The 20,286-nt window shown below is 65.4% G+C and carries 17 protein-coding genes; 5 read left to right on the top strand and 12 right to left on the bottom strand.

Annotated elements, in window-relative coordinates; genetic code table 11:
• Positions 1 to 245: 245 nt before the first annotated feature.
• From AC2TZ7_RS18685 to AC2TZ7_RS18655, 7 genes are all read right to left on the bottom strand, one after another.
• On the bottom strand, positions 246 to 1,718 hold the full coding sequence (locus AC2TZ7_RS18685; RefSeq protein WP_078539707.1) for a DegQ family serine endoprotease: 1,473 nt from the start codon (positions 1,716 to 1,718) through the stop codon (positions 246 to 248).
• 175 nt (positions 1,719 to 1,893) lie between these two features.
• Positions 1,894 to 2,085, bottom strand: coding sequence for a DUF2065 family protein (locus AC2TZ7_RS18680; RefSeq protein ID WP_083079137.1), 192 nt, complete (start codon positions 2,083 to 2,085; stop codon positions 1,894 to 1,896).
• Entirely contained in the window at positions 2,085 to 3,020 is a 936-nt protein-coding gene (gene hflC, locus AC2TZ7_RS18675) for a protease modulator HflC (RefSeq protein WP_166741438.1), read from the bottom strand. Before hflC ends, AC2TZ7_RS18680 begins: the two co-directional genes overlap by 1 nt.
• Positions 3,017 to 4,198 (bottom strand): FtsH protease activity modulator HflK, encoded by a 1,182-nt coding sequence (gene hflK, locus AC2TZ7_RS18670; protein WP_489865344.1) that lies wholly within the window; start codon positions 4,196 to 4,198, stop codon positions 3,017 to 3,019. The genes hflC and hflK overlap by 4 nt, the downstream gene beginning before the upstream one ends.
• A gap of 55 nt (positions 4,199 to 4,253) precedes the next feature.
• On the bottom strand, positions 4,254 to 5,606 hold the full coding sequence (gene gor / locus AC2TZ7_RS18665; protein ID WP_489865343.1) for a glutathione-disulfide reductase: 1,353 nt from the start codon (positions 5,604 to 5,606) through the stop codon (positions 4,254 to 4,256).
• Positions 5,607 to 5,748: 142 nt separating this feature from the next.
• The gene (rpiA, locus tag AC2TZ7_RS18660) at positions 5,749 to 6,534 is read right to left on the bottom strand and encodes a ribose-5-phosphate isomerase RpiA (RefSeq protein ID WP_098410376.1); all 786 of its coding nucleotides are present in this window, start codon (positions 6,532 to 6,534) and stop codon (positions 5,749 to 5,751) included.
• An 85-nt stretch (positions 6,535 to 6,619) separates the two neighbouring features.
• Positions 6,620 to 7,636 carry a Hint domain-containing protein gene (locus AC2TZ7_RS18655; RefSeq protein WP_489865342.1) on the bottom strand — a complete coding sequence of 339 codons (1,017 nt, stop codon included), beginning with the start codon at positions 7,634 to 7,636 and terminating at the stop codon, positions 6,620 to 6,622.
• Positions 7,637 to 7,789: 153 nt separating this feature from the next.
• Between AC2TZ7_RS18655 and AC2TZ7_RS18650 the strand changes: the two genes are divergently transcribed.
• The 3 genes from AC2TZ7_RS18650 to AC2TZ7_RS18640 all read left to right on the top strand — a co-directional run bounded on the left by AC2TZ7_RS18650 (position 7,790) and on the right by AC2TZ7_RS18640 (position 11,900).
• On the top strand, positions 7,790 to 9,169 hold the full coding sequence (locus AC2TZ7_RS18650; RefSeq protein ID WP_489865341.1) for an L-serine ammonia-lyase: 1,380 nt from the start codon (positions 7,790 to 7,792) through the stop codon (positions 9,167 to 9,169).
• Between the two features lie 509 nt (positions 9,170 to 9,678).
• Positions 9,679 to 11,061, top strand: a complete 1,383-nt coding sequence (locus AC2TZ7_RS18645; protein ID WP_098410379.1) for a DEAD/DEAH box helicase — start codon at positions 9,679 to 9,681, stop codon at positions 11,059 to 11,061.
• 269 nt (positions 11,062 to 11,330) lie between these two features.
• The gene (locus AC2TZ7_RS18640) at positions 11,331 to 11,900 is read left to right on the top strand and encodes a hypothetical protein (RefSeq protein WP_489865340.1); all 570 of its coding nucleotides are present in this window, start codon (positions 11,331 to 11,333) and stop codon (positions 11,898 to 11,900) included.
• Positions 11,901 to 11,965: 65 nt separating this feature from the next.
• Here the strand turns inward: AC2TZ7_RS18640 and AC2TZ7_RS18635 are convergent, their stop codons facing one another.
• Positions 11,966 to 12,463 carry a hypothetical protein gene (locus AC2TZ7_RS18635; protein ID WP_489865339.1) on the bottom strand — a complete coding sequence of 166 codons (498 nt, stop codon included), beginning with the start codon at positions 12,461 to 12,463 and terminating at the stop codon, positions 11,966 to 11,968.
• 135 nt (positions 12,464 to 12,598) lie between these two features.
• Positions 12,599 to 13,957, bottom strand: a complete 1,359-nt coding sequence (locus AC2TZ7_RS18630) for an aminotransferase (protein WP_489865338.1) — start codon at positions 13,955 to 13,957, stop codon at positions 12,599 to 12,601.
• Positions 13,958 to 14,123: 166 nt separating this feature from the next.
• On the opposite strand from AC2TZ7_RS18630, the gene AC2TZ7_RS18625 reads away from it, so the two are divergent.
• Positions 14,124 to 15,074, top strand: coding sequence for a LysR family transcriptional regulator (locus tag AC2TZ7_RS18625; RefSeq protein ID WP_489865337.1), 951 nt, complete (start codon positions 14,124 to 14,126; stop codon positions 15,072 to 15,074).
• Between the two features lie 4 nt (positions 15,075 to 15,078).
• Here the strand turns inward: AC2TZ7_RS18625 and AC2TZ7_RS18620 are convergent, their stop codons facing one another.
• Positions 15,079 to 15,732 (bottom strand): thiamine diphosphokinase, encoded by a 654-nt coding sequence (locus AC2TZ7_RS18620; protein ID WP_489866846.1) that lies wholly within the window; start codon positions 15,730 to 15,732, stop codon positions 15,079 to 15,081.
• A 141-nt stretch (positions 15,733 to 15,873) separates the two neighbouring features.
• Here AC2TZ7_RS18620 and AC2TZ7_RS18615 point away from each other — a divergent pair, with 141 nt between their 5' ends.
• A complete protein-coding gene (locus AC2TZ7_RS18615; protein ID WP_489865336.1) occupies positions 15,874 to 18,771 on the top strand; it encodes a hypothetical protein in 2,898 nt (965 codons plus the stop codon).
• Between the two features lie 54 nt (positions 18,772 to 18,825).
• On the opposite strand, the gene AC2TZ7_RS18610 is transcribed toward AC2TZ7_RS18615, so the two are convergent.
• The gene (locus AC2TZ7_RS18610) at positions 18,826 to 20,004 is read right to left on the bottom strand and encodes an amidohydrolase (protein WP_489865335.1); all 1,179 of its coding nucleotides are present in this window, start codon (positions 20,002 to 20,004) and stop codon (positions 18,826 to 18,828) included.
• A 42-nt stretch (positions 20,005 to 20,046) separates the two neighbouring features.
• The gene (locus tag AC2TZ7_RS18605; RefSeq protein ID WP_489865334.1) at positions 20,047 to 20,286 is read right to left on the bottom strand and encodes a DUF2842 domain-containing protein; all 240 of its coding nucleotides are present in this window, start codon (positions 20,284 to 20,286) and stop codon (positions 20,047 to 20,049) included.

The following is a 20,286-nucleotide window of genomic DNA, read 5'->3' as shown; positions in this document are numbered from 1 at the left end:
CGCTCGAACAGATGGTTCGATGATCTTGATCACCCCGTATGTGAGATACTTCCCCAAGCGGAGGGAGGAGGCGCGGGTCAAGCCTGGCAACGAAGCTACTCCAGCTTCGAAAGTCGCACAAGACAACCGTCCGCAAAGGGCTCGAAGCGGCCATTGCGCTTCGAGCCTTCAACGTCCTCATGCGCACCATTTACTGAAAAAGGCGCCCCGCGGGGCGCCTTTTCTATCGTCGTGAGCGGTGCGGATCACTCCACGGGGAGGGCCACGAAACGCGGCTCGCCAGCGCGGCGGATCAACAGCAGGATCGACTTGCGCCCCGCATCCTTCGCCGCCTGCACGCGCTCTTCGAAATCATCGACCGCGGAGACCGGTTTCTGCCCGACCTCGGTGATCAGATCGCCCACGCGCAGACCTTTTTCATAGGCCGAGGAGGTCTCGTCGATCTGCTTGATGACAAGGCCGTTGGCCTCTTTCGTCAGCCCCATCTCGGTGCGCAGGTCATCCGTCAGCGGCGTCACGGTCAGGCCGAGCATGTCCTTCTCGACCTCCTGCGGGGCCTGCACGGCTTTCGGGGGCTGTTCGCCCTCGGCGGCTTCGCGACGGCCCAGCGTCACCAGCAGCGTCTTGGCCTCGCCATCGCGCATCACGGTCACGCGGACCTTCTCGCCGACCGGGGCATCGGCCACGCGACGCACCAGATCGCGGGTGCTCTTGACCTCGCCGCCATCGAAGGAGGTGATCACGTCGCCCGCCTCGATCCCGGCCTCTTTCGCGGGGCCATCGGGCACTTCGGAGACAAGCGCGCCTTCGGGGGCCTCGAGCCCCATCGCTTCGGCCATGTCGGCGGTGACGTCCTGGATTTTCACACCCAGCCAGCCGCGCCGCGTCTCGCCGTATTCCTTGAGCTGATCGACCACTTTCGCGACCACGTTCGACGCCATCGAGAAGCCGATCCCGATCGAGCCGCCGTTGGGCGACAGGATCGCGGTGTTCACGCCGACGACCTCGCCTTCCATGTCGAAGAGCGGACCGCCCGAGTTGCCGCGGTTGATCGCCGCGTCGGTCTGAAGGTAGTCGTCATAGCTGCCGGACAGCTCGCGGTTGCGCGCCGAGATGATCCCGGCCGAGGCGGAGAAGCCCTGACCCAGCGGGTTGCCCATCGCCATCACCCAGTCGCCCACGCGCACGGCGTCGCTGTCGCCGAAGGCGACGAAGGGCAGGGGGGAATCGCTCTCGACCTTCAGCAGCGCGATGTCGGTCTTCGGATCGGTGCCCACCAGTTTCGCGTCGAGACGCTTGCCCGAGAAGAACTCGATCTCGATCTCGTCTGCATCTTCGATGACGTGGTTATTGGTGACGATATAACCGTCTTCCGAGATCACGAAGCCGGAGCCGAGCGCGTTCGAGCGACGCGGCGCGCCCCGCCCGTTCGGGCCATTGGGGGCGTTCGGGTTCGGCAGGCCGAAGTCGCGGAACAGATCCTCGAAGGGCGAGCCGGGCGGGAAGTTCGGCATGTCGCCGGTCGGCGCGGCCACCGTGGTCGAGGTGGTGATGTTCACCACCGAATTGGAGACCTGATCGACGAGTTCGGCAAAGCTTTCCGGGGCGGCGCGGGCATAGGCGGGCCCGGCCAGAGGGGCGCAGGCGAGCGCCACGGCAAGCGTGGCGGCGCTCAATCCGGCGCGCAGCATGGATCCGGGTCCGGTGAGGATTGTCATATGGCTCTCCCTTGCTTCGCCGGTGCACGAGACCGGCGCGATGCTCTCTTTGATTTGAAATGTAGGAGCAGGGAGGGGCGAAGGGAAGTTATTCGCCAAAATTCACGACAGGAAATTGCGTCGCAGGGGGCAGACAATGGCGCTCTCTTGCGCTCAAGGCACGAGAGAAAGGCGGTTATCCGAACTGCCGCAGCGCCCAGAGGATCGCCACACCCGTCGCAAGAGCCGCGAGGCCAAGGGCGCGACGTTGGCCCGCCGACATGGCGCGCAGCATATCCAGCGCCTCCTCGATACGAGAAGGGGCCAGCGCAAGCGCCAGCCCCTCGATCACAAGGACCAGTCCCAGACCGGTCAAAAGCATCGCCATCACTGGCCGACCTGGCTCGCCGATGCACTGCCCCGGCCTGCACCGGTTTCGGGCCCCGGGTTCTCCCCGATCGAGCGCAGGAAGCGCCCGTAATCGAAGTAGAGGCTGTCGGGCTGCGTCACCAGCGACGAGGTCTGCGTCTTCATCGATTGCGCGTAGAATTGCAGCGCGCGCACGAAGGCGAAGAACTGGCGATCCTTGCCGTAAGCATCCGCATAGACCTTGTTGGCCTGCGCATCGGCTTCACCGCGCACGATCTCGGCCTGTTTCTTGGCCTCGGACGTGACCTCGACCGCAGTACGGTCGGCGGTTGCGCGGATGCGCTGTGCGGCCTCGGCGCCGCGGGCGCGCTCGTCGGCGGCCTCGCGTTCACGCTCTGCCCGCATCCGGCCATAGGTGGAGGCGAGGTTCTGCTCGGGCAGATCGGTGCGCGTCAGACGCACGTCGATCACGTCCACGCCCAGCGACAGCGCCTCGCGCCGTGCCAGATCACGGATGCGGTTCATCAGCGGCGTCCGGTCATCCGACAGCACAGCCGTCGAAGGGACCGAGCCCAGAACTTCGCGGATCGCGTTGTTCAGGATGCCGTCGATGCGGCTCTTTGCGGTCGTCTCACCGCCCGCGCCAACGGCTTCGCGGAATTTCACCGCGTCGACGATGCGCCAGCGGGCGAAGGCGTCGACCACGAGACGGCGGTCGTCCTCGGGCGTGACTTCGAGCGGCTGCGTGGTCAGGCTCAGGATGCGATCATCGTATTTCACGATGGTGTCCACGACCGGAATCTTGAACCCGAGACCGGGTTCGGTCTTCACCTGCTGCACCTCACCGAAGCGCAGCACGAGGGCCTTTTCACGCTCGTCCACCACGAAGACCGAATTCAGTCCGAGGAAGATGAGAACAACGAGAACGGCAATTGCGATAGGTCCGCGCATCAGTTGCTTCCTCCCGTGTTAGCGGTCGAGTTGGTTGTGCTGGACGACGAGCTGGAGTTCTTGCGCAGCTGATCCAGCGGCAGATAGGGCACGACCCCGCCAGCGCCGTCCTTGGTGTCCACGACGACCTTGTCGACGTCTTGCAGCAGCTTGCCCATGGTTTCGTAGAACATCCGGCGCTTGGTCACTTCGGGCGCTTTCTCGTATTCCGTGAGGATCGAGTTGAAGCGCGCGGCGTCACCTTCGGCGGCGTTCACGATTTGCGCGCGGTAGCCTTCGGCCTCTTCCTTGACCTGAGCGGCCTCACCGCGAGCGCCTGCCGTCACCTTGTTGGCATAGGCGTCGGCTTCCTTCTCGAGGCGGTCCCGCTCCTGCTGGGCGGCCTGCACTTCGCGGAAGCTGTCGATCACTTCGCGCGGCGGGTCGGCACGGTTGAAGTTCACACGGACGATGTTGATGCCCGCGTCATAGCTGTCGAGCGTCTTCTGCACCGCGGTGCGCAGATCGGCGGCGATCTCGCCGCGTGCGGTCGACAGGATCGGCGCGAGGTTCGAACGTGCGATGATGTCGCGCATCGCGGATTCCGACACCGCGCGGATCGTGTCCTGCGGATCGCCGAGGTTGAACAGGTATTTCGCCGGATCGCTGATGTTCCAGACCACCTGGAATTCGAGATCGACGATGTTCTGGTCACCCGTCAGCATCAGGCCGGTATCGTTCGTGCCTGCGCGGCCCGAGCCGATATCGACGGTCTGTTCGCGCGTCACCGGAACCTTGGAATAGGTGATGAAGGGCCACGGCGCGAGGTTCAGGCCGGGGCCTTTGGTCTCGTAATAGCGACCGAACATCAGTTCCACCGACCGCTCTTCCGGGTTCACCTTGTAGAGCGAGGAGCCGAGCCAGATCGCAACCACGGCCACAAGGCCGATGACGATGGCGGACTTGATCGGGAACGGGCTTTTGCCGCCTCCGCCGCCATTGGGACGGTTGGGACGATTGCCGCCCCCTTTGCCGCCCATCAGCACCTTGAGCTGCTCGGAGCCCTTGCGCATGAATTCCTCGATTTCCGGGATTTGCGCGCCCTCGCCGGGACGTCGCTGACCGGGACGCTTGTCTTCGCGGTCGTCGTCGCGGTCATCGCCGCCACCGCCTCCGCCGCCCCAGGGGCCTCCGTTGCTCATATGCTCCTCACCTTTCCGTTATCTTGTCGGACAGTTGGGTATCTTTTCCGTGATTTCAATAATGTCTTACAGGGTTCCGCATGGTCACGAGCTCTTCGCCCATGGTCGGGTGGACCGCGCAAGTCGCGTCGAACTGCTCCTTGGTTGCCCCCATTTTGACGGCGATACCGACCATTTGGATCAATTCGCCCGCTTCGGGGGCCACAATATGGCATCCCAGCACGCAGCGCGTCTCGCGGCAAACGATCAATTTCATCAGCACCCGCGCGTCGGAGCCCGCAAAGCCCGAGCGCATCGGCCGGAAGCTCGAGACGTAGACCTCGGCATTGCCGCGTTCCTCGGCCTCTTCCTCGGTGATGCCGACGGTGCCAAACTCGGGCTGGGTGAAGACGGCCGAGGCCACCAGCTCGTGATCCGAGGCGCGGGCATTGGCGCCGAAGACGGTATCGGCGAAGGCGTGGCCCTCGCGGATCGCGACCGGAGTCAGGTTGATGCGGTCGGTCACGTCGCCCACCGCAAAGATCGAGGGCACGTTGGTCTGCGACCATTCGTCGACCATGACCTCGCCGCGCTCGCCCAGCTCCACGCCCGCGGTCTCGAGGCCGAGCCCTTCGGTGTTCGGCGTGCGGCCCGTCGCGTAGAGTACCGCGTCGAACTCGTCTTCGCGCCCATCGCCGCAGGTGACTTTCAGGCAGTTCTCGGTCTTCTCGATCTCGGTGATTACGACATGGGTGTGAATGTCGATGCCGCTCGCCTGCATCTGATCCACGATCAGGTCGCGCGCCTCGCCATCGAATCCGCGCAGCAGGGGGGAGCGATTGTATTGCGTGACCTGCACGCCCAATCCGTTGAGGATGCAGGTGAATTCGCAGGCGATATAGCCGCCGCCGACGATCAGGATGCGTTTGGGCAGGGTGTCGAGCTTGAAGATGTCGTTCGAGGTCATCACCAGCTCGCAGCCCGGGAATTCGGGCACGAAGGGCCGCCCGCCCACCGCGACGAGGATATGTTTGGCCGAGATTTTCGTGCCATCGGCCAGCGTGACCTCATGCGGGCCCGACACGGTGGCGCGCTGGTCGAAGACTTTCACGCCCGCGTTTTCCTGCCCCTTGCGATAGATCGCCTCGAGCCGGTCAAGCTCCGCATCCAGCTTGCCACGGAAACCCGGCCAGTCGAACTGACCTGCATCCGCGCTCCAGCCATAGGCGCGCGCCTCTTCGATGGCCGCCGGCGCGGTGGAGGCGAAGACCATCAGTTTTTTCGGGACGCAGCCGCGGATCACGCAGGTGCCGCCCATCCGGTATTCCTCGGCCAGTGCGACGCGCGCGCCATGGCCCGAGGCAATCCGAGCCGCGCGCACCCCGCCCGAGCCACCGCCGATGACGAAAAGGTCGTAGTCGAAGCTCATGGGGGCGCCTTCCTTCCTGATATTCCTTGCGTCTTGGCTTAGCGGTCCATGCGCTCAGGAGCAAGGCGGGGACGGAAAGACGCGCGCAAGGCGGGGATGCGTCACAGCGTTGCATCCCCGAGGCGCGCGCCCTGCGCGAAGATCAGTCCATATCGCGGAAGATGTTCTCGTCCTCGGCGAACTCGATGGTCTCATTGGCCACCGTGCCCTCGTTGATGTCACGGATTTCGACCTTGCCGTCGGTGCCGCCGATGATGACCTTGTCGCAGATGTCGATGAACAGGCCATTTTCGACCACGCCGGGAATCTGGTTCAGCACCAGCGCCAGCTGACGCGGGTTGCCGATGCGGTTGAGATGCAGATCGACGATGTAATTGCCTTCATCGGTCACGAAGGGCTGCTGGCCGTTCAGGCGCAGCGAGGTCTGACGACCCATCACATCCATCGAGTCGAGCAGTTCCTCGATCAGCGCGCGGGTGACCTGCCAGCCGAAGGGCACGACCTCCACGGGCAGCGGGAAAGCGCCCAGATGGTTCACTTCCTTCGAGGCGTCGGTGATGACGATCATCTGATCGGACGCGGTGGCCACGATCTTTTCCTGCAGCAGCGCGCCGCCGCCACCCTTTACCAGGTTCAGGTCGGGGTCGAATTCGTCCGCCCCGTCGATCGTGATATCGAGCCATTTCGCTTCGTCGAGCGCCACGACCTTGATGCCGACCTGACGGGCGAGATCGGCGGTGCGCGTCGAGGTGGGCACCCCGATCAGTTGCAGCCCTTCGTCGCGGATACGCTCGCCAAGGCAGCGCACCATCCATGCGGCGGTCGAGCCGGTGCCGAGGCCCACACGCATCCCGTCTTCAATGAGGTCAACGGCACGGCGGGCGGCGGCGAATTTCGCCTTGTCGATCGGGGAGAGGTCGGCAGCCATTTGGCACTCCATTCATGGGCAGTCTGAGTTGCCGACGCTTATAGGCAATCAAGGGCGCTCAGGCGAGGGCTTTGTCAGTCTGTCTTCAGCGCAGGAGGAATTGTCGCATCCCGCCCACCTGTTTGGCGTGTCGCCGCGCCTGCCCCGGGGGCAGGATCGGGCGCGCGGGCTGGGTGAGGAGCGGATTCTCCGCCATCAGCGCGCGCAGCCGCGCGGCCTCTTGCGGGCCGACCCCGCGCAGCGCCATCGGGCCGGGCAGGAGGCTTTCGACCGCGGCCCCGTCCGCGAAGACGATCTCATGCGCCTCGAACAACATATGCAGCCATTCGATGCGCGGACGCGGCGCCCGCGCGATCCCCGGCAGATCGAGCAACCCCTTGGCCGGGATCAGAAGCTCCCGCCCGCCAAGGATGCCCGCGCGACTGCGGACCAACAACCGGTGCTGGGCCGAGACCTCTAAGGCGCGGTCATTGCCAAGCACGCCTTTCGCGACGCGGATCGGCGCGTTCTCGTCGCGCCCGGTCATCCGCCAGCGGCCCGTCCAGATCAATTCGCGATAGCCGTTATCGGCGGTCTGCACTTTCATGCCCGGGCGCAGGTCTTCGACTGCGACTGGGCCGAGTTTCGTCGCGATCCGGGTGCCGCGCGCGAAACAGACCGCAAGATCGGCATAGGGGATGACCGGATCGTTGCTGTCGATTGCGACGATGTCGTAGGTTTGCCCCGCGAAAAGGCGCTCGGACGAGGCGATGCCATGCACGTCGCCCTCGAATTCGAGCACAAAGATCGTGATATTGTCGGCCGGATCGGAGGAGCCCGCCGGACGGATGACATAGCTGTATTCGATCTCGACATCGCCGGCCGCACCTGCGCCCCAGGCGATCCCGTCGAATGTCATCGGGGCGGTGAGTTCCTGCGAGCCGTCGGCATCTTCGAGATTGGCGTCGTCATCGGTCAGATCGATCATCTGCACCGCAGCGTCAGCCTCGATCGTGAAGCTGGTCGCGCCCACCGCATCGGAATTCGCCGACGCGTTCGACCCGAACGGGTCCGGACCCGATACGATCAGGTCCGAAAATTGCCATGCACCGAAAATCGGCATCGCGCCCACCACAGCCTTTCGCCGCTCAGGCTGCGCGATAATCCTGAATATCGCGTCAACGATGTTGCTTTTGCGCATGCCGGGGTCGTTTTGGGGCTGTTGATCCGGGGGCGAACACGGCAGTCTGGGCCAAAATCAGGGCAGGGAGGTCGCATGTTTCTGAGCGTCTTCGATATCTTCAAGATCGGCGTCGGGCCGTCCTCGTCGCATACGATGGGGCCGATGGTGGCGGGCGCGCGGTTTCTCGACGCGCTCCGGGCCTCGCCTTTCACCGCGCATGGGGTGCGGGTGCGCCTGCACGGCTCGCTCGCCTTCACCGGCAAGGGCCATGCGACGGATCGGGCGGCGATCCTCGGGCTCGCAGGCGTGGTGCCCGAGAACTACGATAACGATCTGGCCGAGAAATTGCTGGCCGCGAATGCGCGCGACCACCTGTTGAAGCCTGACGGATTGCCGCCCTTGGTCTTCGACCCCGAGGCCGATCTGATCTTCGATTACGACACGTCGCTGCCCGGTCACGCGAACGGCATGGTGATCGAGGCGCGCGACGCGCAGGGCGACGTGTTGATGCACGAGGTCTATTACTCGATCGGCGGCGGCTTCGTGCGCACCGAGGCCGAACTGGCCGCCGTCGACGATGCCGCCCGCGACGCGCCGAGCCCGGTGCCGTTCCCCTTCAAGACCGCCGAGGAAATGCTGGCGATGGCCCATGCCTCGGGGCAGAGCATCGCGCAGATGAAGCGGCGCAACGAGGCGCGCTTCCGCGGCCCGAAGGAGATCGACGAAGGTCTCGAGAAAATCTGGATCACGATGCGCGATTGCATGGAACGCGGGTTGACCAGCGAGGGCGAGTTGCCCGGCGGGTTGCGCGTGAAGCGCCGCGCCAAGGCGATCCATGAGAGCCTGAAGGCGGATTGGGGCCAGAACCTCGCGCCGCCGCATCAGATCAATGACTGGATCTCGGCCTATGCGATGGCGGTGAATGAGGAAAACGCCGCCGGTGGCCAAGTTGTCACCGCGCCTACGAACGGGGCGGCGGGCGTGATGCCTTCGGTGATCCGTTACTGGCTCGATCATGTGCCCTCGGCCTCTTCCGCGAAGATCCCCGATTTTCTGCTGACGGCGGCGGCTGTCGGCGGGCTGATCAAGACCAACGCCTCGATCTCGGGTGCGGAATGCGGCTGTCAGGCCGAGGTCGGTTCGGCAGCGGCGATGGCGGCGGCGGGATTGGCCGCCGTGCTGGGCGGGAGCCCTGAGCAGATCGAGAACGCGGCCGAAATCGCACTGGAGCATCACCTCGGGATGACCTGTGATCCGGTGAAGGGGCTGGTGCAGGTGCCCTGTATCGAGCGCAACGGTCTGGGCGCGATCAAAGCGGTGTCGGCGGCCTCGCTGGCGCTGCGCGGGGACGGCACGCATTTCGTGCCGCTGGATGCCGCGATCGAGACGATGCGCCAGACGGGCCGCGACATGCACGAGCACTACAAGGAAACGAGCCTCGGCGGGCTGGCTGTGAACGTACCGAACTGCTGAGGGAAGATCTTCCGCCCGGGGCGACCAGCCCCGGGCAGCGCCCATTCGTCGGGCTTACGCCGCGCCACTGGCGCGACGGTCCCACTTCATTCCCCCCGGGAGGGCGCTTTTGCACCGTCATAGCGCGCACGGGTGTCGGTCGGATGTGGCTCGATAAAGCGCAAACCAATTATCGTGCACTTGCGCCCACCCGAGGTCGGGCGCTGCCCGGGCGGGGCATCACTCCAAGGGAAGTCCTCAAAACGCGCTCCCCCTTGACTTTTGCCCCAACCACGCGCATTTAGCCCACATCGCCGCGCTGCCGCGTGAGCAAGCCGCGCCCGAGAGAGGCGCATCGGCGATACCTCCCGAGTTCCCATTCACGCAGGGTTCTGACACGCAAGACCGGACCACGCGGGAAACGCCCGCCTGTCCCGAGGTCTGCGTCAACCTGCGCTCCGGACAATCCCGTCCGGGCTGATCGCCGTGCGCATCCCCGCGTTGGGAGCCTCGGCCATAAAGGATAGGCATTGTCCGATTTCTCTTCGCTGGGGCTCTCCCCGGCCATTCTCAAGTCGCTCGCACGCGCAAAATTCACCCAGCCGACCCCGATTCAGGAAAAGGCGATCCCGCTGGTTCTTGCGGGCCATGACGTGCTGGGCCTCGCCCAGACCGGCACCGGCAAAACGCTGGCCTTCGGTCTGCCGCTCATCGACAAGCTGATGGCGCAGCCGGGCAAACCTTCGCCCAAGACCTGCAAGGCACTGATCCTCGCGCCGACCCGCGAGCTGGTGAACCAGATCTCCGATAACCTCGCGGGGCTCGTTCAGGGCACCAAGATGAATGTCGCGACGGTCGTCGGTGGCCAGTCGATCAACCGCCAGATCACCCAGATGCATCGTGGCAACGACATTCTCGTCGCGACCCCGGGCCGTCTGATCGACCTGATGGATCGTGGCGCGGTCGACCTGCGCTACACCCGCCACCTCGTGCTCGACGAGGCCGACCAGATGCTCGATCTCGGCTTTATCCACGCGCTGCGCAAGATCGCCCCGCGTCTCGGTACCCCGCGCCAGACGCTGCTGTTCTCGGCCACGATGCCGAAGCAGATGGAGGAGATCTCGCAGGCCTATCTCACTGATCCCAAGCGCGTGCAGGTCTCGCCGCCCGGCAAGGCCGCCGACAAGATCACCCAATCGGTGCACTTCCTCGATAGCAAGGCCGAGAAGGCCCGCAAGCTGCGCGATATTCTCTCGGCCGATATGGGCGCGCTGACGCTCGTTTTCGCCCGCACCAAGCATGGCGCGGAAAAGCTGATGAAGAGCCTGCGCGCCGACGGCTACAACGCGGAATCGATCCACGGCAACAAGAGCCAAGGCCAGCGTGACCGCGCGATCAAGGGCTTCCGCGATGGCAAGGTCAACGTGCTGGTCGCGACCGATGTGGCCGCGCGCGGGATCGACATTCCGGGCGTGTCCTATGTCGTGAACTTCGATCTGCCGGACGTACCGGACGCCTATGTCCACCGCATCGGGCGCACCGCGCGTGCCGGTCGCGAGGGCGAGGCGATTGCGTTCTGCGCCCCCGATGAGGCGGATAACTTCCTGCAGATCGAAAAGCTGATGAAGATCGAGATCCCGACCGCGAGCGGCGAACGCCCGTCCGAGGCCGTGCGCCCGTCCGCCCGCGCAGCCCGTGGCCGCGGTCGCGGCGGTCCGCGCGGTGGCAACAAGGGGCGCGGCGGCAAGCCTCAGGGCAAACCGCAGGGGCAGGGCCAGCCGCAAGGTCAGGCTCGCGCCCAAGCTCAGTCCAAACCGCGCGGCGAGGCCAAGCCCAAGGTCGATGCCGGCGGCAACGCCACGCCGAAGCGGCGTCGCCCGCGCCGGCGCAATGCAGCCGCTGCGAGCGCGTAAATTTGGAAAGGCCGCGTCGAGGGACGCGGCCTTTTTCTTTGGCCTAACCTTCTTCGATGAAGGCGGCTGAGCGACGTATTCAGCGGATGAAATTACCCCGAGCCGGATGCTTGCTTCATAAGCCAAAGTTATTTGGAAAAACGCCTCCCTCGGCGCGCTTTTCATTGGTCCGTTTCGGCGCTCCGTCGTATCGATAAGCGGAACGGAGATTCCGTCACCTCAATGGAAGACGCACGACCATGTCAAACGCGCGGCATGTAACACACCGCTTGAGCATGATGCTCGGTGTTTTGGTCTTGGTCGGCCTATGCGCGAATGTAATCGGCTGGGCCACTGACAATCAGGCCCTTGTGCGTTGGGGTATGGACGGCGCAGCCATGATGCCCAGCACCGCAGCGAGCCTCGGTCTCCTGTTTATGGCAGCCCTGATCCTGCTCGGGCAGACCGCGAACCGCCGCCTTGCCCGGATTTGCGCCCTCTGCGCCGCGACGATTGCGAGCGGCAATCTCGCATTCGAATTAACGGGGCTGTCCGATCTCGATCATTTTCTGTCGAACCGCGCGCCCGGTGATCGGATGTCGATCAGCACAATCTTCGGCATCCTGCTTGGTGCCGTGATCATTCTTGCGCTCGCGCATCCCCAGCTTGGTCACAGCGAATTGCCGCTGACTTTGGCGATGTCGGGGCTGGTGAGCATCCTCGCGATCTTCGGCATCCACAATTTCCAACAGGGAACTCAGACAGGTACCGATTTTCTCGAGGCCATGTCGCTTTATACGGCAGTCTCTTTCGTGCTGCTCTTCGTGATTTTCCTCGTGATGGCATCGCGCTCGGAATAAGGCTGTCACCTCCCGGGCGTCGCCCCACCGCCGCAGCGCGTTCGTCGCGCGCGTACCCGCAGCCATCATCGGCACCGCTTCAGTGTCATATCCAGCGTGGCAGTGAAGCCTTTCGCGGAGAAGCCGAATACGCCCACTTTCGGAATTGAGACGCTGAAATTCGCTTTCCCGCCTGTGGCTTCAAGGCGTCTCAGGGCGTTGATCGCCAGCTTGTCATCGCGTCGGTCCAGCCAGGCATATTGTCCGGTCGAACGCAGGCGGAATGTGCTCTTTCCGATCGTGATGGTCATTCCGCCAGAGCGGGGCAGCCGTCGGTCGGCATAGACGGACAGTTCCGGTTGTCTCCCCGAATGCCTCGTCACCGCGACATAGAGAAGCGAGCCGTTCAGCAGAACCCGCCGATCGTTTGCCGTCGCCGTCCAGCAGGTCTTCATCGAGCCGCTTCTCTCTTCGAAGACGCTCCACGTCCCGACGTTGCCGATGCTATCGGCGGCATAGGCTGGCGCGAGCGCACCGAAGGCGACCAAGGCTGCGCAGGTCAGTGCTTTGAGAAGACGGTTCATGCGTGTTCCCCCGATCAACGCAATTTACCTCGTCCCTTCGGGGACAAGGTAAAAATAGCATATCTGTGGTCACTTGGGGTGAATTATGTGCCGAGGCTCCTAACGGGAGAACTGGCGATCTCGCGGCTTGGAGGCTCACCCGACCTCGGTGAACACTTTCTTCAGCGCCGTTTCCAGCTTCTCGAACATCTCGTCCATTTGCGGCTCGGTCAGAATGAACGGCGGACACAGCACCACCGATTGCCCCAAGGGACGGCAGATCAGCCCCTGATCGGTGCAGGCATTGGCGATGCGTTCCGAGACCGAGAGCGAGCCGTCGAAGGGCGTTTTGCTCTCGCGGTCCTTCACCGCTTCCAGCGCCCACATGTAGCCCACGCCGCGCAGTTCGCCGATATTGGGGTTCTGCGCGATCTGGGCGAGGCCCGCCTCGAGCCGCGGGCTCAGGCGGCGGACATTCTCGGCCAGCCCCTCGTTCATCACCACGTCGATGGCCTTCAGCGCAATCGCGCAGCCGACAGGATGCCCCGAGGCGGTGAAGCCGTGGGGGAATTCCTCGATTGCCTCGGAGGCCGCCTGCAGGCGGTTCGACAATTCCGGGCCGAGGATCACCGCGCCCATCGGGAAGAAGCCGGCGGTGAGGTTCTTCGACGAGATGATCGCGTCGGGCTGGAACTCGTAGGTCTCGCAGCCCCAGGTGTTGCCGGTGCGTCCGAAGCCGCAGATCACCTCGTCCGAGATCAGCGGGATGTCGTATTTGCGTAGGATCTTAGCGACCGCCTGGAAATAGCCCTTGGGCGGCGTGATCACCCCGCCTGCGCCCATCACAGGCTCGGCGAAGAAGCCCGCGATCGTCTCCGCGCCTTCCTTGATGATCGTCGCTTCCAGCTCGTTGGCGAGGCGCTGGGTGAACTGCTCTTCCGTCTCGCCGGGCTGCCCTTCGCGCCAGTAATGCGGACAGGTGAGATGCAGGAACCCCGGCAGCGGCAGGCCGAAGACCGAATTATAGGGTTTGCCGGTCATCGAAGCGGAAACGGCGGTGACCCCGTGATAGGCGTTCTTGCGGGTCAGGATCTTGCGTTTCTGCGGCTTGCCCTCCGCCCCATGCAGAAACCACAGCATCTTGACCATCGTGTCATTCGCCTCGGAGCCGGAGTTGGTGTAGAACACCTTGCCGTCATCGAAAGGCGAGACTTCGATCAGCTTCTCGGACAGCATCACCGTCTGATCCGACATCCGCCCGAAGAAGGCGTGATAGCCGGGGAAGCGCGCATATTGCGCCTGCGCGGCCTCGATCAGACCGGGATGATCGAACCCCGCCACCATGTTCCAGAGCCCCGAATTCGCGTCGAGATATTTCCGCCCCTCGGTGTCGAAGATGTACGGCCCCTCGCCATGGGTCACGACGACCGCGCCGCGATCGTGGATCGTGGGCAGATCGGTGAAACCGTAGAAGCTATGCGCATCGGCGCGGGCCTGCCAGCTCTGGTCTTTCATCTCGCGACTCCTCCGGGATGGGCAATGGATGAAAGCGAGGCTATCCGCGGCGCGGTCGGCGTCAATGGTCCGCGATGTCCCAGGATGCCGCATGGCTTGCGCGCCGGGGCGGGGCAGGGCAGTCTGCGCCACAACCCTTATCGCCTCCCCGATCACGGAGCCTCCCATGCCCGCCGCCCATCCCCGCATCAGCCTTTGGGCGGTCGAGGTCTTCGTGGCCACAGCGGAAGAAGGCGCGACCACCGCCGCCGCGCGCCGTCTGGGCGTCTCGGCCTCGGCGGTCAGCCAGCAGCTTGCGGGTCTGGAGGGCGCTTTGGGCGCGGAGCTTGTGGACCGCTCGGCGCGGCCTTTCGCTTTGACGGCAGCCGGGCGGGCCTTCCTGCCCCATGCCGAGGCGATGCTGGACGAATTGGCCCGCGGTCGCGCCGGGGTGGGCCAGGCCGATCCGGCGGGGCTCACGAGTTTCCGGCTGGGCATGATCGAGGATTTCGAGGCCGAGGTGACGCCGCTCCTGCTGGCAGGCATGGCCGACGAGCTCAGCACCTGCCGCTTCGAGCTGGAAACCGGGCCGAGCCACCGGCTGCTGTCGAAGCTCGAAGCGCGGGGTCTGGATGTCGCCGTCGCCGCCGAGCCGCAGGGCGCGGCGCTCGACGGGATCGAACTGCACCCGCTTCTGACCGAACCGTTCCTCGCCATTCATCCCGCCGATGCACCTGCGCAAAGCGGTGCGCCGCTGCCGCTGATCCATTATTCCCAGCGCACGCTCATGGGCCGCCAGATCGCCGCGCATCTGGCGCAAACGGGCAAGGCGCCGCCGCATCAACTGGAACTCGACAGCTATCCTGCGATCCTCGCGCTGGTCGCGGCGGGGCGGGGCTGGACGATCCTGACGCCCTCGGCGGTGCGCCATGCGCCGCGCGCGGGGCTGGCGCTCTCGCCGCTCGACGGGCCGCCTCTGACCCGGCGGATCGTGCTGGCGGCGCGCGACGGGATGATGGCGGATTGGCCCGCGAAAGTGGCCGCCCGGCTGCGGGCGCTGCTGCAAGAACGCGTGGTCGAACCGGCTCTGGCGGAAGCCCCTTGGCTAGAGCAGACGTTGCGGGTCGAAGCGGGCTAGCGCCTCAGCCGATCCCCAGACCTTCCAACGCGGCAGCCAATTCCTCGCGCGGCAACATCATCAGGGCTGGCCCCTCCAGCATGATCCGCACAGGCCCCGTCGCCCGGTTCGACGTGCCGACCCGTTCGGCGGGCGTGAAGCCGATGCCGTCCAGCGGCCATTGCAGCCCTTCCGAGCGTGCCTTTACCTCGCCGAATGGAAACAAAGAGACCCGCGTGCCTTCCGTGACATCCAGCGAGAGGGACGGCGGGCAGCGGAAGATCACCTCTTCCTCGGCCAGCATCACGACCCGGTGCGGCGTGCGGATCAGGTCGGTCATCGCGGCCAACGTGTGATCCAGCCGCATCCCGGAAAAGCCGAGCGCCAGGATGAACGGCGCCGTGATCCGTTGCAGGCATTTCGCGAAATCGGTGCTGTCCTGCTCGGCCACCGGATGCACGCGCGGGCCAAGTGTGGCGCGCGCCGCATCCGACAGGGAATCGAGATCGCCGATCACCGCTTCGGGCTCGAGACCCATCGACAAGGCCCGATCTCCACCGCCATCGGCGGCCACGAGACAGGGGGCGATTGTCAACGCTTCGTCAACATCCGCATGGTTAACTGCGCCGGCGCCGAGAAGCGAAACCCCGGTTGACGAATGGACAATACTGCTAATCATGGGCTGATTGATGACGATTGTGGCAAAGAAAGACAATCGAGACCGGTAAAAAACCTTTCAAATGCCTTCTTTCGTCCACGCGAAAGAACCAGTTGGACAGGAATGTCGACGCATTGAGGTCCAATAGAAAGCGAGTGGTCCATGGTTGGTGCGAGCAAGATCCTGACCGTATCCTACGGCACCTTTTCGTGCACCTTGGAAGGATTTGATGAGCCTTTCAACACGATGAAGGCGATTGCGGAGTACTTCCGCGATCTGGCTGCCGACGACCGGTATTTCGGTGCAGAGCCGCCCCAGCCCGATGCGGAGATGCTTCACCGTATCGCAGAGCGCGAAATTCAGCGCCGGGTCGAAGCGAAAATTCAGGAAAACGGCGTTGTTCTGCGCCAGCAAGACACCCTGCTGGGTGGCGAGGCTGCGGCGGATGAAGCGCCCGCACCCGCTCAGGAAGAGCCGCTGGTGACGTCGGAAGCGCCGCAAGAAACCGCGCCTGCCGCCGAAGCGCCCGCGCAGCCGGAGGTCGCCGAGACGCCCGAGCCGGCAGCCGCGCCCGAGCCGGTCGCAGAGCAGCCCGCGCCCGAGATTCAAACCCAGCCCGCCGAACCCGAAGCAGGCTTTGCGCAGCCGGAAACCGTCGCCGCCAAGCTGCAGCGCATCCGCGAAGCCGTGGCCCGTGCCCGCGAGGTTCAGGCCGACAGCTTCTCCGAGGAAGACGAACCGGTTTCCGCCCCCGAGGCGCTTCTGGGCCGCTTCGAGGCCGAACCGTCGAGCGAAGCGGAAGATTTCGGCTACGACCTCGACATTTCCGGCCCGCTGAGCGCCGAGGAAATCGAACCCGAAGCCTCCGAACCCACGCAGCCCGAGGCCGAAATGCCCGAGGCGGAGGTGGCAGAAGAAGGCTCGGCAGACGCTGCACTCGAACAGATTGCGGAAGAAAACGAAGAAGCGGCGGACGTTGCTCGCGAAGACGAAGACGTCGTCACCGAGGAAGAGCCCGTCGCCGAAGCGGATGAGGCTGAAGCCGAAGACATCGCAGCAGCCGAAACCGTTGCCTCGGAAGAGGAGGTTGCCGACCAATCCGAAGCCGAAGCCGAAGCCGAAGCCGAAGCCGAAGCCGAAGCCGAAGCCGAAGTCGCGTTTGGCCCGACCGACGATCACATGCAGCGCCGTCAGGCAAGCCGCCGCGCGCGCCGTTCGGCCAAGCGTGCCAAGCGCATCGCAGCGCTCAAGGCCGCAGCCGAAGAACTCGGTGCGACCGAAGAGGAAACGGTCGAGCAGGCCGAGGGCCAAACCGAGGAGACCTCGGCTGACACCACCGTTGAGGCCGACGCGCCCGCCGCACCGCGAATGCGCGCGCGCGTGATCAAGGTGCGCCGCCGCGAAACGATCGAAGCCACGGCTGCGGAGGTTGCAGCGGACGCTTCGGAAGAGCTTCCGGCGCAGACCGACGACGCGGCCACGGCAGACAGCGCAGAGGATCAGTCGATCCCGGCTGCTGAGCAGGTCGAGGAAGACGCCGCGCAACAGGCACCTGAAGTGGCTGCCGAAGCCGAGCAAGACGTCGAAGCCGAGGCCGAGCTGGAGGCGGAGGCTGAGGCCGAGGATGACGACCTCGCCGCGCGTCTGGCCGCCGAGTTGAACGGCTCGTCGCAGGAGGCAAGCCCCGCTGCGGTCGCGCCGCAAGCGCAGGACGAAGACGATCGCGACAGCCGGGGGCCGGGTCGCCTCTCGCCCGAGGCCGAAGCCGATCTCATGCGCGAACTCGCCGCGCTGCAGATGGAGAACCTCTTCACCGGCGCCGAGATCGAGACTGCTGACGAAACCCAGGAAGAGGCGGTCGCGCAGGAAGATGTTTACGAAGATCTGGCGCTGCCCGATATCGACCTGTCCGATCTGGAAGACGAGTCGGTCGACGCGCCGCTGGTTCTGACGCAAGACGAGGCCGCCGCGCCCGAAGCGGAAGAGCCTGAGGCAACCCCGGCAACCGCATCGCTCGACGCGCAAAACGTGCTGGTTCTGGGCAACGCGATCATCGCCGAAGAGACCGAAGCCGAAGCGTCGGAAGACGACACCGTGGCCGAAGCTGAGGCCGAGGTGGAGGATATCTCCGCCGACGTCTTCGCATCCGAGTTTGAAGCCGAGGTCGCAGAAGAGACCGAAGCCGAGGACGCGGAGGCAGAGGCCGACACCGTCGAGACCGCCGATGCGGAAGACACGGAAGAGGCGGAAGCCCCGACCGAGGTCGCCGCGCGCGAGGCCGCGTCGCTCTCCGAGGAAGGGACCGACCGCGAAGCCGAGGTGGATCGCCTTCTGGCCGAGGCCGACAAGCAGGCCGAAGTCGTCGAAACCCGCCGTCGCTTCTCTGCGATCGCGCATCTCAAGGCCGCCGTCGCCGCCACCGTCGCGGATCGTCTGGCCAAGGGCCAGGACACCGCGAAAGGGGGCGTCGAGGATGAGGACGGGTCCGAGCCTTACCGCGCCGATCTGACCCAGGCCGTGCGTCCGCGCCGTCCGGTCAGCTCGGGCGAGGCGGCATCGCGCCGTCCCGATCCGTTGCGCCCCGCGCCGCTGGTGCTGGTTTCCGAACAGCGCGTCGACGCAGAAGAAGCCTCGGATGTCGAGGAGGTCGAGCAGCCCGCCGCGCAGCCCGCCGCCGCGATCCGTCCGCGCCGTGTCTCGGCAGGTCAGTTCGCCGTTGCCCAAGGCGAGGAATCCGAAGCCACGCCGATGAACCCCGAGCAGGCGACCAGCTTCGCCGAATTCGCGGAAAGCCTCGGCACGCAGGGCCTCTCCGATCTGCTGGAAGCCGCCGCCGCCTATACTTCGGCCGTGGAAGGGCGCCCGCATTTCTCGCCGCCGCAGATCATGCGCAAGCTGTCCGTCATGGACGATGCGGCTGACGTGCCGCGCGAAGAGCGGATGCGCGTCTTCGGCCGCCTGCTGCGTCAGGGCAAGATCACCAAGGTGAAGCGTGGCCAATATGCGATCACCGAAGCCTCGCGCTACTGGGACGAGGCGAAGATGGCCTCGGGGCAGTAACCCCGGCGACAGATCAGAAGGGGCGGTCCTGCGGGGCCGCCCTTTTTCATTGGATCAATAAAGCCGTGCGCGCAGGCACTGGATCAGCACGCGCGCGCCGGGGGCGATCAGCGCGTCGGGGAAGTCGTAATCGGGATTGTGCAGGGCCGGACGGTCGCCCGCGCCCAGAAGCGCCATCGCGGCAGGGCCGTGATCGGCGAAACGCCCGAAATCCTCGGAGGCGCGCATCGGCAGATCGGTCTCGGTGGTCTCGATCCCCTCGGCCTGCAGCGCCGCGCGCAGCACCTCGGTCGCTTCGGGGGTGTTTTCGCAATGGCGAAAGACGTCGTGATAGCTGATCTCGCGCTCCAGACCGAGCGCGTCGGCGGCGTCATGCACCATCGCTTCGGCTTTCTCGACGAGCCCCGCCATCCCCGCATCGCGCTGGGTACGCAGGGTCGCCCACAGCTCCGCCGCGCCGGGCGCGACGCCGAAGGCGGGTTCGCCGAGCCGCGCGTGGGTGACCGTGACACGCGCGAAATCGGGATCGCTCTGGTGCAACTCGTTGCCGAGCGCCGTCAGATCGCTCAGCAGCCCCGCCAGAGCCGGAGCGGGGGAGAGGCCGCTTTCGGGCAGCGAGGCATGGGCGGTCCACCCGGTGAGCGTGATTTTCATGCCGCGCGAGGCGCAATTCATCACCCCGTCCTGCAGCGCCGCCGCCCCGAAGGGCACGCCGGGCATATTGTGCAGCGCAAAGGACAGATCGGGCGCGATCTCGGCAAAACGCGGATCGGCGATCACCGCCGCAGCCCCCGCGCCCGTCTCTTCGGCGGGTTGGAACAGCAAGATCGCGCGGCCGCGCGCAGGGCGATTGCGCGACAGCCAGCGCGCTACGCCTGCGAGAATCGCCATGTGACCGTCATGGCCGCATAAGTGCCCCTTGCCGGGAAAGTTCGACCGGTAGGGCGGCGTGCCGGTCTCGTGGATCGGCAGCGCGTCCAATTCGCAGCGCAAGAGAATCGTCGGGCCGGTCTCCGGCCCCTCGTAGATCGCGGCGACCCCGTGGCCACCAAGCTCGGTCAGCGTCCGGTCCGGCGCGGTTGGCAGCAGCATCGCGACGACCCGCGCGGCGGTGTCGCGTTCCTCGCCGGAAAGCTCGGGGTCCTGATGCAGACGGTGCCGCCACGCGGTCAATTCCGCGATGTCGGAATTGGTCAGACTGTCGGGCGGGAGGGAGGAGGGCGCGCTGGTCATCGGGCTAATTTGCCCGTTTTTCGGCGCGCCCGCCAGAGGGTGTCACGGCTGCGACGGATCGTCGGGATCGTCCTTGCCGACGCCTTTGAAGATCGGCTTGAGCGGCGCGATCCACAGCAGGCCAAGCACGACATAGACGCCGAACTCGGCCCAGATCGGCAGCCGCCCCCAGCGCGCGCCCGCCCAGTTCACCACCGTCACCGCGATGACGATATAGGCGGGCAGCCCAACGACGAGGGCCAGCAGCGAGAGGCGGCGACGGGCCTTGTAGCTCAGCGCCAT

The sequence above is a fragment of the Thioclava sp. ISO4 genome (assembly GCF_058105145.1).
Note: the sequence above shows the minus strand (reverse complement) of the source record. Positions and strands in the feature narration are given on the sequence as shown.